Origin of the sequence: Paenisporosarcina sp. OV554, from assembly GCF_003058165.1 — a bacterium.
Lineage (GTDB): Bacteria > Bacillota > Bacilli > Bacillales_A > Planococcaceae > Paenisporosarcina.
Genome location: NZ_QBUC01000029.1, coordinates 24,902 through 40,597, shown reverse-complemented (window position 1 = coordinate 40,597; position 15,696 = coordinate 24,902). Strand labels below are relative to the sequence as shown.

13 protein-coding genes and 2 riboswitches are annotated in these 15,696 nt (G+C 37.3%); of the genes, 1 reads left to right on the top strand and 12 read right to left on the bottom strand.

What is annotated here, in order from left to right:
• Positions 1-530: 530 nt before the first annotated feature.
• From C8K15_RS17730 to C8K15_RS17695, 8 genes are all read right to left on the bottom strand, one after another.
• On the bottom strand, positions 531-1,865 hold the full coding sequence (locus tag C8K15_RS17730; protein WP_158268353.1) for an NCS2 family permease: 1,335 nt from the start codon (positions 1,863-1,865) through the stop codon (positions 531-533).
• Between the two features lie 209 nt (positions 1,866-2,074).
• A riboswitch (purine riboswitch) is annotated at positions 2,075-2,176 on the bottom strand.
• 328 nt (positions 2,177-2,504) lie between these two features.
• The gene (gene guaA, locus C8K15_RS17725) at positions 2,505-4,043 is read right to left on the bottom strand and encodes a glutamine-hydrolyzing GMP synthase (protein WP_146173674.1); all 1,539 of its coding nucleotides are present in this window, start codon (positions 4,041-4,043) and stop codon (positions 2,505-2,507) included.
• A gap of 260 nt (positions 4,044-4,303) precedes the next feature.
• A riboswitch (purine riboswitch) is annotated at positions 4,304-4,405 on the bottom strand.
• A 34-nt stretch (positions 4,406-4,439) separates the two neighbouring features.
• Positions 4,440-6,638 (bottom strand): transglutaminase-like domain-containing protein, encoded by a 2,199-nt coding sequence (locus C8K15_RS17720; RefSeq protein ID WP_108587750.1) that lies wholly within the window; start codon positions 6,636-6,638, stop codon positions 4,440-4,442.
• Positions 6,635-7,849, bottom strand: coding sequence for a DUF58 domain-containing protein (locus C8K15_RS17715; RefSeq protein WP_108587749.1), 1,215 nt, complete (start codon positions 7,847-7,849; stop codon positions 6,635-6,637). The genes C8K15_RS17720 and C8K15_RS17715 overlap by 4 nt, the downstream gene beginning before the upstream one ends.
• A complete protein-coding gene (locus tag C8K15_RS17710) occupies positions 7,846-8,796 on the bottom strand; it encodes an AAA family ATPase (protein WP_108587748.1) in 951 nt (316 codons plus the stop codon). The genes C8K15_RS17715 and C8K15_RS17710 overlap by 4 nt, the downstream gene beginning before the upstream one ends.
• 146 nt (positions 8,797-8,942) lie before the next feature.
• Positions 8,943-9,770: an ammonia-dependent NAD(+) synthetase gene (nadE, locus tag C8K15_RS17705; RefSeq protein WP_108587747.1), complete on the bottom strand. Its 828-nt coding sequence runs from the start codon at positions 9,768-9,770 to the stop codon at positions 8,943-8,945.
• 12 nt (positions 9,771-9,782) lie between these two features.
• The gene (locus C8K15_RS17700; RefSeq protein WP_108587754.1) at positions 9,783-11,252 is read right to left on the bottom strand and encodes a nicotinate phosphoribosyltransferase; all 1,470 of its coding nucleotides are present in this window, start codon (positions 11,250-11,252) and stop codon (positions 9,783-9,785) included.
• A gap of 114 nt (positions 11,253-11,366) precedes the next feature.
• Positions 11,367-11,570 (bottom strand): hypothetical protein, encoded by a 204-nt coding sequence (locus C8K15_RS17695; protein WP_108587746.1) that lies wholly within the window; start codon positions 11,568-11,570, stop codon positions 11,367-11,369.
• A gap of 492 nt (positions 11,571-12,062) precedes the next feature.
• Between C8K15_RS17695 and C8K15_RS17690 the strand changes: the two genes are divergently transcribed.
• Complete coding sequence (locus tag C8K15_RS17690) at positions 12,063-12,431, top strand: hypothetical protein (RefSeq protein ID WP_108587745.1); 369 nt, start codon at positions 12,063-12,065, stop codon at positions 12,429-12,431.
• An 84-nt stretch (positions 12,432-12,515) separates the two neighbouring features.
• Here C8K15_RS17690 and C8K15_RS17685 read toward each other — a convergent pair whose 3' ends face one another.
• The 4 genes from C8K15_RS17685 to C8K15_RS17670 form a co-directional block, all read right to left on the bottom strand.
• A complete protein-coding gene (locus C8K15_RS17685; protein WP_108587744.1) occupies positions 12,516-13,730 on the bottom strand; it encodes a cation:proton antiporter in 1,215 nt (404 codons plus the stop codon).
• A 3-nt stretch (positions 13,731-13,733) separates the two neighbouring features.
• Positions 13,734-14,231, bottom strand: a complete 498-nt coding sequence (locus C8K15_RS17680) for a cation:proton antiporter regulatory subunit (protein ID WP_108587743.1) — start codon at positions 14,229-14,231, stop codon at positions 13,734-13,736.
• 14 nt (positions 14,232-14,245) lie between these two features.
• Complete coding sequence (locus C8K15_RS17675) at positions 14,246-14,476, bottom strand: AbrB/MazE/SpoVT family DNA-binding domain-containing protein (RefSeq protein WP_108587742.1); 231 nt, start codon at positions 14,474-14,476, stop codon at positions 14,246-14,248.
• Positions 14,477-14,716: 240 nt separating this feature from the next.
• Positions 14,717-15,475, bottom strand: coding sequence for an exodeoxyribonuclease III (locus C8K15_RS17670; RefSeq protein WP_108587741.1), 759 nt, complete (start codon positions 15,473-15,475; stop codon positions 14,717-14,719).
• Between the last annotated feature and the right edge of the window lie 221 nt (positions 15,476-15,696).

Below are 15,696 nucleotides of genomic sequence, written 5' to 3'. Positions count from 1 at the left end.
TGTATTAGGCACGCCGCCAGCGTTCGTCCTGAGCCAGGATCAAACTCTCCATAATGGCGAGTCGATTAGCTCGACTTTGTTGCTGGCGTCAAAAATTTGACGTTTATAATGAACAATTAAGTTCAAGTTTGTTTTCGATACCGACAGGTGTCGCCGGAAGAAAACGTTTATGCTTCCGACACCGAAGTGCGTTCCGCTTGTTAGTTGACGTTTTGCTGTTCAGTTTTCAAGGTTCATGTGTTGGTCACTGTTTCAACAGCAACTCTTATATCTTAGCAAATTCTTGATGTCATGTCAACAAAAAGTTTTGCTTTTTTATTTACTTCGTTGCGCTCAAATCAGCAACTTAATAAATATATCAGCCTGCATTATAAAAGTCAACACCAAAAGTTAAAGTTTATAATCTTTATTATATCAGAAAGTTCTAATAATTCAAGTGATATTATCATAATAAAATAGAGACATATACTCTTGCAAGTAGTGTAATGAAAAAGAAGAGTTTCTCTACTTACAAGAAACTCTTCTTAGACTTAAGTTAAGAATACAAAGTATAGGATGAAGATTACAAACAATCCATACATAATTGGATGAACTTGCTTCCCTTTTCCTGATACTACCATCGTGATAGGGTAGAAAATGAATCCAAAAGCAATCCCAGTAGCAATGCTATAACCTAAAGGCATAGCAATCATAGTTAAGAAAGCAGGAACGGCTATTTCAAACTTCGTCCAATCAATTTTGCCTAATGCCGAAACCATCAAGACTCCTACTATTATTAATGCAGGTGCAGTAACAGCACTCGTAATTACTTCTAATAGAGGGAAAAATAAAATAGAGACTAAAAATAATACTCCAGTGACGACAGCCGCAAAGCCCGAACGAGCTCCAGCTGCAACACCTGAACTAGATTCAATATAAGACGTTGTTGTTGATGTACCTAATACTGCTCCAACTACTGTTGCCATTGCATCAGCAAAAAGTGCTTTTCCTGCGCGAGGAAGTTTATCATCTTTAATTAATCCAGCCTGATTAGCCACAGCTACTAATGTACCCGCAGTGTCAAAGAATGCTACAAATAAGAAAGTTAATACAACAACAAGGAAATCAACAGTCATTAAAGATCCAGGATTGTTAAAAATCGGTTCCAACGCTACACCGAATGTAGGGGCTATACTTGGGACATTCCCAATAATCGCACTCGGTAGCTCTACTACACTAAAAATCATTCCTACTACGGCCGCTGTCATCATCCCAATAAAAATTCCGCCATTAATTCCGCGAACCATCAAAATAACTGTAACTACCAAACCGAAAATCGCAAGGAGTGTCGAACTTTTCCCTAAATCTCCTAGACCAACCATCGTAGCTGGATTACTTACAATAATACCGGCATTTTGAAAACCGATAAAGGTAATATATAAACCAATCCCAGCTCCAATTGCATATTTCAGTTCAGTTGGAATGGCGTTAATAATAGTTTCACGAATACCCGATAATGAAAGAAGAATAAAAATAATACCTGAAACTAATACACCTGTTAAAGCTGTTTGCCATGGAATGCCATATGTCAAAATAACTGTATAAGCAAAAAATGCATTAAGTCCCATTCCTGGAGCAAGAGCAATCGGATACTTCGCTAGAATCCCCATTAAAAAACAACCAATTGCCGCAGCCAATGCCGTTGCCATAAATATCGAACCGTAATTCATTCTTAATTCATCTGGAAAATCCGCAACTGAATTAAGTGATAAGGTCAAAGGATTGACTACAAGAATGTAAGCCATTGCTAAGAACGTGGTTAATCCACCAATAATCTCTTGGCGATAATTCGTTCCGAGTTCTTCAAATTGAAAATACTTCTTCATGATTTTTTCCTCCGCGTTGTCGTGTACACGTTTGTTTCTTCTATAATAAAAGCCAACATGGACCAATCTCTCAATCTCTCATTAGAAACTAAGTTTTCGATTCAATTGCAAAGTCTTTTATTATAAAAACAAAAAGGCATGCAACAAATAGTCGCATGCCTCCGATTTTCCTACTAACCAAAGTTAATAGGTAGTAAGAAAGACTGAACGGTCCGTCTTCCTAAAATCGTAGTCGAGTCATTTACGGTAACTCGGTAGAAACTTTCGGGCCATATTCCCGACATTATACGACGACAGTATTTAATTACAATAGTACTATAGCATTTATCATGATTCGTATCAATGATTTTTCCGAACATTATTCAATAAAACGTCGATAAAGTTCGGAAATCACATTCATTTCCAGTTAAACTTTTTATTCCCATCCGATAAAAATCTAATATTACGTTGTAAAGAATACTTATAATAACTAGGCGAGTGGGACCATTAAATATCAAACTTCTAATTTAAAGAAAACCAAATATCAAGGAAATATCCTAAATATTTCATTTGTATCAAACCTGGTATCACTCGAAAACAAAAAAGCTTGGAAAACCTATTTAAATAGGCTCTCCAAGCTTTTAATCGTTTATTTAATTCCTATTCCCATTCGATTGTTGCTGGTGGCTTGCTCGTAATATCATACAGAACTCGGTTAATATGCGGTACTTCATTGACAATACGAACACTGATTTTCTCCAAAACATCCCATGGTACACGAGCCCAATCTGAAGTCATCCCATCGATAGATGTAACTGCACGAATTCCAATGGCGTAATCATACGTACGCGCATCCCCCATAACACCTACACTGCGAATGTCGGGTAAAACAGTGAAATACTGCCAAATGTCTCGTTCTAGTCCTGCTTTAGCTACTTCATCTCGTAAAATCGCGTCTGACTCACGGACAATCGTAAGTTTTTCTTCTGTAATAGCTCCTAATACACGAATTCCAAGACCCGGGCCTGGGAATGGTTGACGCCAAACGATTTCATCTGGCATGCCAAGTTCTGTTCCAAGTGCACGAACTTCGTCTTTAAATAGCGTGTTTAATGGCTCAATTAACTTAAACTGCATATCTTCAGGCAAACCGCCTACATTATGGTGAGATTTGATGGTTTGGGCAGTAGCTGTTCCGCTCTCGATAATATCCGTATAAAGCGTCCCTTGTGCAAGGAAGTCCATACCTTCAAGTTTTGCTGCTTCATCGTCAAATACATAAATGAATTCATTGCCGATAATTTTACGTTTTGTTTCAGGATCTGAAACACCCGCAAGTTTGCTCATAAAACGTTCTTGTGCATCTATTTTAATAACATTCATGTTAAATCCGTCAGCGAAAGTCTTCATTACACTCTCAGCTTCACCTTTACGTAGTAAACCGTGGTCAACAAACATACATGTTAATTGATCACCAATTGCTTTATGAAGCAATACAGCTACTACGGATGAATCTACTCCACCACTTAAAGCACATAATACTTTTTTATCGCCTACTTCATGACGAATCTTTTCGATTTCAAGTTCAATGAAGCTTTCCATTGACCAATCACCTGTTGCTTTACAAATACCAAATACAAATTGGCGTAGTAAGTCGATACCATAAATGGAGTGACGAACTTCTGGATGGAATTGAACAGCATATAAGCCACGTGATTCATCAGCAATTGCAGCTACTGAACAAGATGGGCTAGTTGCGATTACATCAAAACCTTCAGGTGCTACTGTTACATGATCACCATGACTCATCCATACAACTTGTTCGTTAGGAAGGTCTTTAAATAGAGGGTTTTCTTTCACTACAGAAATATCTGATTTCCCGTACTCACGACGAGAAGCTTTTTCAACCTTACCGCCAAAGTGAAGTGACATCAATTGCATACCGTAGCAAATTCCTAGTATAGGTACGTTTAAATCAAAAATAGCAGGATCGACGTGAAATGCATTTTCATCGTATACCGAATTTGGTCCACCAGAGAAAATAATACCGGTAGCATTCATCGCTTTTATATCTTCTGCAGTTATTGTGTGCGGGTGTAATTCGCTGTAAACACCAAACTCACGGATACGACGAGTAATTAACTGATTGTACTGACTACCAAAATCAAGCACGACAATTTTTTCTTGTTCTTTTAACATAGGAGTTACTGACAATTCGTACACCTCTTCACTTGGATTTCCGGACCCTATTATATAGAAAAAACGCGTACGAAAGAAAACCTTTCTACGCGTTCTTTAGCTCTACCACTGAAAAGCCAAAGCGCCGTTAAAGTCTGTACCCTTGCTGCAAGAAATGAATCGGAAACCGAGTTTCTAAAGTTAAGGTGTGACTGACGCTTGGAGTAAGACAAAAATTTCTTTTTTAAAAGGCGAATACAAACAAACGTCCACTTAATAGACGTGATTGCATCCGCCTTTATAGTCAAGTCATTTTCGGCAACTTGGTAGAGACATCCGAACCGTATTATCGGACATATATAAGGGCAAACCGGTCTGTGTAATTTTTCTCAATTCTACATGTAGTTTGCTGTAAAATCAACCGCTTGTACGATTGATTAAATTTTCCCAACTTTCTCTCAGTTTCAACCATTCTTGTGACTCGATTTTTTTGCCGTAAAAGCCTTTTTCATATGCATTGGTTAACGTCTTCATATCCTTTGAACCAAAGAATCCATCTACATAGTTTGCATACGATTGAAGCGTCTGTCCTTCATTGCGTGAAATACCATACAAAGAAAGTTGTTTTAATAAACGGTGGTAGCTTGATTCAAAAGAATGCCAATTGTCTTTACGTAAGCGATAATATGGCACTAATAGTTTGGGCATCCATTTATTTCTTATACGGAACATTACAATTCCGAATGCTATTGCGATTAAACTCCATAGAATAATGCGTCCTCGATTATCAGAAATCCAGTCCATAAAACTTTCCATGGTTTCTGTTAAGCGTTCTGAAATAGATTTGTTATCTGCAGCATTCGGTTTCACTGGTTTAGACGGTTGCTTTGGTACGACTTGCTCTTCAGGAGGTTCTGTAGAATCTTGTTCAATATCATAATCAATATTTCCAGCACCACTAAATCCAATAGTTGGTTCAAATGGCATCCAACCGATGCCAGGTAAGTAGGCTTCAACCCATGAATGTGCATTATTGTTTGTTACTTGGTACACTCGATCACCATTGTCATTTTGCATTTGTTCTCCTTCAGCAAATCCTTTTACCCAACGAGCTGGGATATCTAAAGAACGAAGCATGACTACCATGGATGTTGAGAAGTTATCGCAATAACCACGTTTTGTATCAAATAAGAATTGATCTACATAATCTTGGTCTTCTGTTGGAACACTCACATTAGTTTGATCGTACACGAAACCATTTCTAGGAAAATAACGTTCAATGGCTTTAGCTTTATCGTACAAATTGGTTTCTTTCTCTGTAATCGATTGTGCTAATTCTCGTACACGCTCAGGTAATGTCTCTGGAAGCTGTAAGTACCGATCAAACTCTGCTCCTAATTCACCTAATGAGTCTTCAGATGTTTCACGCAAAGCAGTTAAGCTGTATGTGGGTTCACTAAAACCGATTTCATATTCATTTAATTCCACCGCATTGCCGTTTTGCTGGTATGTTTCAATTTTTTGCGTATTAGTAGAAACAGAGAAACTTGTTCCTTCTTGAGCATTCGCTACAACTGAACCATAAGGATACATCAAGAATGGATATGGTAATTCAAATGTATACTGTGCCATATCTTGATCTTCCACAGGGCCTGTTGGAATACCCGTATCAATAATGTCACCTGCGGTATAGTTTCGAATTTCATTTGAAGCAACAGATTGTTCCCAACCTTTTGACGTGTAAGTATCTTTCGTTTCGATTTTCCAGTACTGACCTGTTTTCACAACAGCTTCAAATACTAAGGTAGAATCCGATTGGAATCCTCCCCCTAATACTGAATCATCTTCACCGTAACCAATCTTTCGGATACCTCCAGCTCCACTTAATCCTGAACCCGCTCCTTCAGCAAATGATTGAATAAAAGGAACTGGATCATCCCATACAGGATTTGCTTTTGGAAGGAAATATCCGATTGAGCCACTAATTGCCACTATAATAATGAGGGGAATAACAAGAGACCCATATTTTTCACTAGACACAGATAGACGATTTTGATCGAGGATTTTTATTACTTTTAATAAGCCAGATAATAATAATCCTAAAATCATAACGCGAAGAATCGATCCATCGCCTGCATACGGACTAAATGTATCAAGAGCTGCAATAAATACTACGGTCATAAAGAAAAACAAGAAAATATTCTTACGGACATTTATCCAATGATGAATTAAATAAGCTGTCATCCATAATAGCGAGAAAAATAGTACGGTCCTAAAACTATCCGTAACGGCTGGCCAATCTCGGTTGATTAGTGCACTTGTATTGGTAATGAAATCATTGTACAGAAACGAAATGGCTTCTCCTGTAAAGAATACTTCATTCGTGTAAATATATACGAGGATCCAACCAATATATAAAAGTTTACCTGGTCCTGATAACCACCATGGGACGGAGAAAAAACTAAACACAAGACATAGCACGATAAAAGCTAAGAAAATAGATAGATAGTTAGTATCGGTTAATTCCAAGACCGGTAATAACCATTCACGTAGCAGGAAGAACACGAGAATATAGAATACGGCTTTTACCCATTTGTTTTGAAAGTTATTTTTCATGAGCGTCCCACCTCTGTAAAGGCGTTTGCGAAATGATCTTGAGAAAGCACGTGAAGAATCATTCCTCTAGATCGAGCTAACTGATGCATAGTTAGTTCCTGTCTCGATAATTTCTTGCCTTTCTTAACAACGATAAAGACTGTACATTGACGTAAGTTTTTAGCAGCTCTCGGAATTGCCTCAATTAGTCCTGCAGTCAAATCTCCAGTGATGAGTAACACCGATGTAGCTTTTGACATTGCCTGGTCTTTAGGAAGTATTTGCTCGATTGGCTTCTTCAAATCAGCTTCCACTTTGGCCAAGTGAAACATGGTTCGTTGCAATTGATCTTCACCTTGAATTGCCGGGAAATAAAATCGGGTAGCTCCTAAAGACAAAAATGCAGCACTTGCTTGATTTCGAACAACAGCATGCAACACCGATGCCGTCAATTCAATTTGTTCTTCAAAATTATCTGAAGCTTTCCGATCTATTAAGATAAATAAATCTTGAGACTGTCTATCTTCAAACTCTTTTGTTCGTAACGTTTGTGTACGGGCAAATGACTTCCAATGAATCCACGATACTCGGTCTCCCGGTTGGTAGTCTCGAATACCTGTCGCCATAGTCGTATCTTTTACTATCGCGAATGGAGAGGCAGCCGCTCCTTGATCGTAACGAGTTTCAATCGGCATATAAATCATGTCTGTCACGTTCGGATACACAATGACTGTCTGTTTTAGTGGAAGGACAACCGATTTTTTAACCCACCCAAAAAAGTCACTTACAGTAATTTCTACTCCATCAAACGTATGTTCACCACGGGGCATATGATCGATTTCATACGTCCATTCGATCGTTTGTCGTATCCCGAATATTTTAACCGTTTTCAATTGGCTTTCTGCATGACGAATAAGTTGAGGACTTTGAGTCAGTTCTTTAATCACTAAATAGAGCATAGGAAAACGAGAAGTTCTTTTTAATTTTACTGTGACAATAAGCTTTCCGCCTTTTCGTATTTGTGCGGCTTGAATATAACGTTCGGCTTGTATTTTTGATATAGGAATAAAGAAAAACACGAAGGAATATACCGCAAAAGGCAATAATGTATAAAAAATAAACCAGCTTACAAAGCCCCCTTGAAACATAGCAAAGGAAAACGAAAAGATTAATAGAAAGATGACGAACAGAAGACGCCATCCTAGTCCCCACGATAATTTTATTCCCTTCATTGTTTAATAAGCCTCTTAATCGGGACATTTGTTTTTGCTAAAATCCGTTCAACAACTTCTTCTGGTGTAATGCCATCATATCGAGCTTCTGAACGTAAAATCATGCGATGACTAAATACAAACGGTGCTAAATATTGAATATCATCCGGCGTTACAAAGTCGCGTCCCTTTAACATCGCATAAGCTTGTGAAGCTTTCATTAATGCGAGAGATCCACGAGGACTCACACCAAGGTAAACATAAGAATCTTTTCTAGTGCGGTTCGCCAAATCAACAATATAGTTTTTAATGGTATCATCGACTAAAATGTCCTTCACTTCGTTCTGCAATAGAATCAAGTCGTCGAGGGTGATAACAGAAGTTAATTCTTCAATTGGTGCCGATTTTTCAGCACGTTTTAATACTTCAATTTCTTCTGTATGTGTTGGATATCCCATTCGAAGTTTAAGTAAAAAACGATCTAATTGGGCTTCAGGCAGTGGATAGGTACCTTCATACTCAATCGGGTTTTGCGTAGCCATAACAAAAAACGGCTTTGGAATTTTCATTGTCTCTCCATCGATTGTGACCGTCGCCTCTTCCATTCCTTCAAGTAGTGCCGATTGTGTTTTAGGGGAAGTACGATTGATTTCATCTGCCAATACAATATTCCCCATAATCGGACCCGGTCTGAAATGAAATTCCATATCTTTTGGATTATAGATGGATACACCGATTACATCTGACGGTAGTAAATCAGGGGTGAATTGAATTCGTTTGAATTGAGCACTAACTGATTTTGCTAATGCACGTACCATCATCGTTTTCCCAACTCCTGGAACATCTTCGAGTAAGACATGCCCCTGGGCTATCAACGCAACTACACTTAACTCTGCTATATTTCGTTTCCCTATCATAACTTTTTCAATATTATCTATGATGGCATGTATCTTCTTCTGGTTGTTCATCTCTCTACTCCCCCATTAGTCCCGCTAAGTTATTATATTTATTAGAAAATTAACACATTATAGCACTAGTCTACCTAAAATATCCCGTTTCCACAACTTATTAGGATACAAAAAACACACATAGCAGAAGCTACGTGTGTTTGATTTTATTTCCAGAATTGGTCAAAGACTGTAATCGGTAAGTGTCGCTTATGTTGTGAGCGTAAATAATGATTCTCAATTTTTTCTCGAGGCTCGCTTGGAATATCTTTGCCTTCTAAATAATCATCAATATGATCATATTTAACACCAAGCGCAATTTCATCCGGTAGCGCAGGACGATCTTCTTCTAAATCTGCAGTAGGAATCTTAGTATATAAATGTTTCGGGCTTCCAAGAACTTTTAATAGTTGTTTTCCTTGTCGCTTATTTAATCGAAAAATAGGAACCAAGTCAGCTCCACCGTCACCATACTTCGTATAAAAACCAGTAATGGCTTCAGCTGCATGATCTGTTCCAAGAACAACAGCATTATGCATAGACGCAATTGAATATTGGACTTTCATTCTTTCTCTTGCTTTCTCGTTACCTTTAGCAAAATCAGAAAGAATGATACCAGATTCATCAAGAGCTCTTTTGCTTGCATCGACAGCACCTTTAATATTCACCGTATAAATTTTAGTAGGTTGAATAAAATCCAATGCGTCTTGGCAATCATCTTCATCAAACTGTATTCCATATGGTAATCGGACAGCAAAGAAAGAATAAGTTTGTTTACCCGCTTCATCATTCAATTCATCCACTGCCATTTGTGCGAGCTTACCAGTGAGTGTGGAATCTTGTCCGCCTGATATTCCAAGAACCAACCCTTTTAAGAAAGGATGTTTGAGTATATAGTGCTTTATAAAATCAATCGATATGCGAATTTCTTCTTGAGGGTCAATCGATGGTTTAACTTTCAATTCTTCTATTATGGTCTGTTGTAAGTTTGTCATCATAGTGCCTCCTTAAGCGTAATGCATGCGATCCACCATTTCTTGTACTTCTTGGATATTACGCATTTTGTTATCCCAACATTTTTGACTTAAATCCACAGGATATTCTTCCGGGTTTAAGGAACGTTTGTATTCATCCCATAATAACTCCAAGTTAGAAGTTGCATAATCTCGCATTTCGAACAATGTTGGATTCTCATAAATAACTTGTCCATTTTCAATTACTTTCGTATGCAGCTCTTTTGCTTCAAAATTCGTCACAAATTTAGATACAAATGTGTGCACTGGGTGGAACATTTTTAAACGTTTTTCATTAGTCGGATTTTCATCGGACATGGTAATATAATCGCCTTCTGCTTTGCCGTTTTCAAGGTCTATAATACGATATAATTTTTTCTGACCTGGTGTTGTTACTTTTTCAGATGTAGAAGAGATTTTAATGGTATCTTCCATTACACCTTTTTCGTCTTCTATCGAAACTATTTTATAGACAGCACCAAGAGCTGGCTGGTCGTATGCAGTAATCAGTTTTGTACCAATTCCCCACATGTCCACTTTTGCACCTTGGGCTTTTAAGTTTAAAATTGTATATTCATCTAAATCATTTGACACCACAATTTTCGCATCTAGAAAACCAGCTTCATCTAACATACGTCGTGCCTCTTTTGAAAGGAACGCAATGTCTCCACTGTCTAAACGAATTCCGACGAAATTGATTTTATCTCCAAGTTCTTTTGCCACTTGAATAGCCGTAGGAACACCAATTTTTAAGGTATTGTATGTATCGACAAGGAATACACAGTTTTTATGACGTTGTGCATATGCATGAAAAGCTTCGTATTCACTTTTATATGCTTGAACGAGTGAATGGGCATGTGTGCCAGCAACAGGAATACCGAATTTCTTGCCTGCTCGTACATTACTAGTTGCTTCAATCCCACCTATAATAGAAGCACGTGATCCCCAGATTGCCGCGTCCATTTCTTGCGCACGACGCGAGCCAAATTCCATAACGGTATCTGTTTTCACGATTTGTTTAATACGACTGGCTTTTGTTGCAATTAACGTTTGATAATTAACGATATTTAAAAGTGCTGTTTCAATAAGCTGTGCTTCTACAAGTGGAGCTTCAATGCGAATAATCGGCTCGTTGGCGAAAACTAGTTCCCCTTCAACCATTGAATAGACATCCCCTGTAAAGCGGAGCTCACGCAAATAACTGATGAAATCTTCCTTATAATCAAGCTCCTCTTGTAAATAAGCTAAATCACTTTCAGAAAAACGGAAATCACGAAGGAAATCTAGTACACGCTCAAGACCTGCAAAAATCGCGTAGCCGTTGCCGAAAGGTAATTTGCGGAAAAACAATTCAAATACCGCTTTACGATTATGTATCCCATCAGCCCAATAGGTTTCAGCCATATTAATTTGATATAGATCTGTATGTAATGCCAGTCCATCATCTGCATATTTAGACGTCATCAAAAACCCTTCTTCCACGTTCATAATTGTCATTAGTATACACCATTTACCCGTTTTGTTATCATTCCTAACAAAAACGCAAACCAATTTAGAAATTGGTTTGCGCTATGATATTTATGTTCCCATTTTTCTGCGTAAATTGCTCACTTTTTTTGTTTGTTGGCTTTGCATTTTTTTCCCAGATTGTCCTGAGTTTCCTTTTACGTTGTTATCAGACGATAGGTTCTTCTTCGCTTCTAACTGTTTTTGCATGGCTTCTTTTAAAGTCATTTTTTTCTTTGGAGCTTCTTGTTCGTTAGTTTCATTGTGTTCAGTCATTTTAAATCCTCCTTTAAACCAAGTGTTGATTAGTTTTGCTTTTCTCTATTATACTCGAAACTCGACGACTACTGGGAAATTTCTGTCCTTTTAATGAAAAAAACACATGCGGCGACTACTAATTATATATTCAGTGCTCTTGCGTCAACATGCAGCAGCAATTCATCAGTCTGATGATTTATATAGGAAAATGTATCATTTTGTACAACCTGCCGAGTCACTTCGTCTACCTGGAGCATCAAACACCAACTCCTTAGCTTATCAAACAATAAATCGCTAGTATTGCGATGGATTCCATAACCACTATGATTTACTTCTAATAATAAGTGAAAGACAGGCTGGCTAGACATTTTGTACAACCTGGAGCGACACTTCGTCAACCTGGCACGTCACTCCGTCAACCTGGCGCGACATACATCCATTGTATAAGACTATTCGTTATTCTATTGCCCACTCTCTAAGCATATAATCCGCTAACAAGGAGGGTTCACATTGAAAGGAAAAAGATTTAAATGGCTACCAGTAATATTAATCTCATTACTTGCTCAATTTATCATTCTGCAGTTCTTACTTTTTATTGAAGTGAAGTTACTTCCTACAATGTCTTTTGATTTATTAATAAAAATCAATTTCTTCATTATCGCAATTATTGGCGGTCTAGTTGCCATTCGCTATTCCATTAATTCCTCTCGCCACATAGGTGGTGTCTGTGGCGCTCTTTTCATTGCCCTCAGTGAATTATATAGTATGAATTTCACCGTAGATTTTGCATCGATCTTCGTTTTGCTTATTGCCTACTTAGCTGGCTATATCGGTTCCACTTTATACACGAATAAAATTGTCATAACTCGGATTGAGTAAACATTTATATTTGAGTAGAATACGCGTATGCATTTATTAATAGTTTAGTACGTCTGCTCCCTTTTGGTGGCAGGTTCTTTTTATTTATTTTAAGCTTTCAACTTTTTCCGGGATTTTCCATTTAAATACTTTATTGAGCTGCTTATAAATTTTCCCTGACTCTTTAGTTAGTATTGGTCCTAAAATCGCAAGTATTAGTACATAGAGAGCCGAAAATGGTTGAAGGATTGTCATTAGTCCGCCGGCCATTCCTAAATTGGCCATAATAATGGAAAATTCACCACGGGATACAATTGTTAATCCTATATTTGAAGAAGCTTTATGTGACAAACCTGCTTTTCGTCCAGCAATCATACCTGCAACAAAATTCCCGATTATCGTGATTGCTACTGCACCTAATGCAAGCCAGACTGCGCCTCCTAAGGCAAGTGGGTCAATACTTAATCCGAAACTAAAGAAGAAGATTGCACCGAAAAAATCTCTAAATGGGACAACTAAATGTTCGATTCTTTCACCCTGATTCGTCTCTGAGAAAACCAGTCCTAATAATAAAGCACCTATTGCTTCGGCTACATGAATGGTTTCTGAAAAACCAGCTATAAAAAATAATGATGAAAAAATAACAATGATGAAAATTTCATTAGAGGCGATATTGAGTATTTTATTTAAGAACGGCGTTGCCTTTCTAGCGATGATAAAGAAGAGAAGCATATAGCCAAATGCAATTAATACTGAGGTAACTGATCCAATAAGTGATGTTGAATCTCCTAAAATCAATCCTGATATTACCGATAAGTAGACCGCTAAAAAGATGTCTTCAAACATAATAATACCTAGAATCAACTCGGTTTCAGCATTACCTGTTCTTCGCAGGTCAACTAATACTTTTGCCACGATGGCACTAGAGGAAATGGTAATAATTCCAGCGATAATCAAAATTTCTTTTAGTGGAAATCCCATAATAAATGCAAAGAGGAGTCCGAGGGTGAAGTTAATTAAAATGTAAATGGAGCCTCCGGTGACAATGGATTTACCAGATCGAATCAGCTTACCGATTGAAAATTCAAGACCCAAGTAAAACAAAAGAAATAAAACTCCGATGCGACCTAAAAATTCAATAAAAGGAGTACTTTCGATAAATTTCAAATCAATTATTCCGATTGTCGGTGCGTGGGGACCAACTACCATTCCCAATATTATTAGAAAGGGAATGATAGAAAAGTTCAGTTTATTTGCTAGTATTGCTGCAAGCGCAACAAGAATTAGTGCAGTACCAACCTCAAATATCAAGTGATCCATTCATTACCCACCTCCAGTTGAAAAAAGATCTTTAATGGCTTTTTTCACATTTTTTCGTTCACCAGAGATAATCACCATATCCCCTGCTTCAAGGAACGCCTCTGGGCCAGGATTTAATAGTTTTTCCTTATTTTTTTTCATAATTGCAATGACATTTATGCTGTAATTGCTACGGATATCTATTTCCCCAATTGATTTTCCTAAAATGGATGCACCCGATTCAACTTTATACCATTCAATCATAAGGTCATCAAATGCTAGCTCAATTGTTTCAAGTTCTTTCGGTTTATAGACCATTCCACCTAGAATACCTGCAATTTGTCTTGCTTCTGAATCATTAAAGGTCACATTTGAAATACTTTCCTCGTAATCATCGTCATCATAATGATACATTTCGCGACGTCCATCATCATGAATAATAATTACCACCTTGTCCTTATTGTTCGTAATCGTTTCAAATTTTCGTCCGATACCTGGAAGGTCTCTTTCACGAATATTCATCTCTTCTCCCCCTCTTATTCCTTAATTTCCGAATGCAATTTTGCATTATGGATTATTGATTTAAATTTGTCGTCGCTTAAAATATTTTGTAAATCATGCAGCTGTTGTAAATTTGCTTTTGTCATAATGACTAGACCATCTTCTTCGATAAATGCTATCCGATCTCCTTCTTGCACATCTAAAACCTGACGTATATGTTTCGGAATGGTAATTTGTCCTTTTGAGGTCAACTTGGCTAATTCCAATTTTCATTTCCTCCCATCCGATTATTCCTTACTTCCTTACTTCCTTACTTCCTTACTTCCAGTTTAACATAACTACTTCACTAACAAAAATGATATGTCCGACTATTTTCCAAACGAAAATAAGCCCACTGTAAATTAACAATGGGCTTATTCCAATTTATGTACTTTTCTGTCGTTTTCACTAGACTGTATGCTAAAAATGAGAATTAATCTTTTAAATAACTAAATCAAAGATATTTATTAATTAGCTTCTAGTTCTAAAATGATTGGGCAATGGTCACTTCCAAGTATTTGTGGATGTATATAAGCATCTTTCAAACATTTTTCTAACTGATTAGATGCGATGAAATAGTCGATTCTCCATCCGATATTACGTTCTCTGACCTTACTCATGTAGGACCACCATGTATATGCGCCCTCTTGCTGCGGATAAAAATAGCGAAACGTATCAATAAATCCTTCATCAAGTAATGTGGTCATCTTGCTCCGCTCCTCTGCTGTAAATCCAGAGTTACCCTTATTAGACTTAGCATTTTTCAAATCAATTTCTTCATGAGCCACATTTAAATCACCACACATAATAACGGGCTTTACTTCATCTAGTTTTTTCAAATAGTTACGTAATTCATCTTCCCATTCCAATCGATATGGAAGTCTAGTTAAATCTCGTTTCGCGTTTGGGGTATAGACATTGACTAAATAGAATTGTTCGAATTCTAGTGTCAGAATTCTCCCCTCCGCCTCTTCATTCGCATCCCCTACTCCATACTTTATGGAAATCGGTTTTTGTTTTGTAAAAACTGCCGTTCCAGAGTAGCCTTTCTTTTCCGCATAATTCCAATACTGTTCGTAACCTTCTAAAAGCAATTCAATTTGCCCCGCTTGTAACTTTGTCTCTTGCAGACAAAAAATATCTGCATCCACTTGTTGAAAATAATCTAAAAAGCCTTTTTGTACACACGCTCTTATGCCATTCACATTCCACGAAACTAACTTCATATGTAATAACTCCTCAACTTACTCTCATTTTTTAGTATGTACGGACACTTTATATAATTTTTCGTACAAAGTCTAGAGCAGATGTTTCAAAATTCAAGAGACCTTTCATTTACATGCATAATCAAGGAAGTCAGATAATAGATTAATTGAATGTATCTTTTTATTAACTCTCATTTTCATACCAATCCCTCTGCATGAAGTCTTATATGGTAACTATGTTA

Coding starts and splice junctions, on each gene's coding strand:
- C8K15_RS17715 (WP_108587749.1), bottom strand. CDS start 7,849: ATGAAGGGAATAAAATTATCGTGGGGACTAGGATGGCGTCTTCTGTTC.
- nadE (WP_108587747.1), bottom strand. CDS start 9,770: ATGACAAACTTACAACAGACCATAATAGAAGAATTGAAAGTTAAACCA.
- guaA (WP_146173674.1), bottom strand. CDS start 4,043: ATGTTAAAAGAACAAGAAAAAATTGTCGTGCTTGATTTTGGTAGTCAG.
- C8K15_RS17710 (WP_108587748.1), bottom strand. CDS start 8,796: ATGAACAACCAGAAGAAGATACATGCCATCATAGATAATATTGAAAAA.
- C8K15_RS17680 (WP_108587743.1), bottom strand. CDS start 14,231: ATGAATATTCGTGAAAGAGACCTTCCAGGTATCGGACGAAAATTTGAA.
- C8K15_RS17700 (WP_108587754.1), bottom strand. CDS start 11,252: ATGACGTCTAAATATGCAGATGATGGACTGGCATTACATACAGATCTA.
- C8K15_RS17670 (WP_108587741.1), bottom strand. CDS start 15,475: ATGAAGTTAGTTTCGTGGAATGTGAATGGCATAAGAGCGTGTGTACAA.
- C8K15_RS17685 (WP_108587744.1), bottom strand. CDS start 13,730: ATGGATCACTTGATATTTGAGGTTGGTACTGCACTAATTCTTGTTGCG.
- C8K15_RS17720 (WP_108587750.1), bottom strand. CDS start 6,638: ATGAAAAATAACTTTCAAAACAAATGGGTAAAAGCCGTATTCTATATT.
- C8K15_RS17730 (WP_158268353.1), bottom strand. CDS start 1,865: ATGAAGAAGTATTTTCAATTTGAAGAACTCGGAACGAATTATCGCCAA.
- C8K15_RS17695 (WP_108587746.1), bottom strand. CDS start 11,570: ATGACTGAACACAATGAAACTAACGAACAAGAAGCTCCAAAGAAAAAA.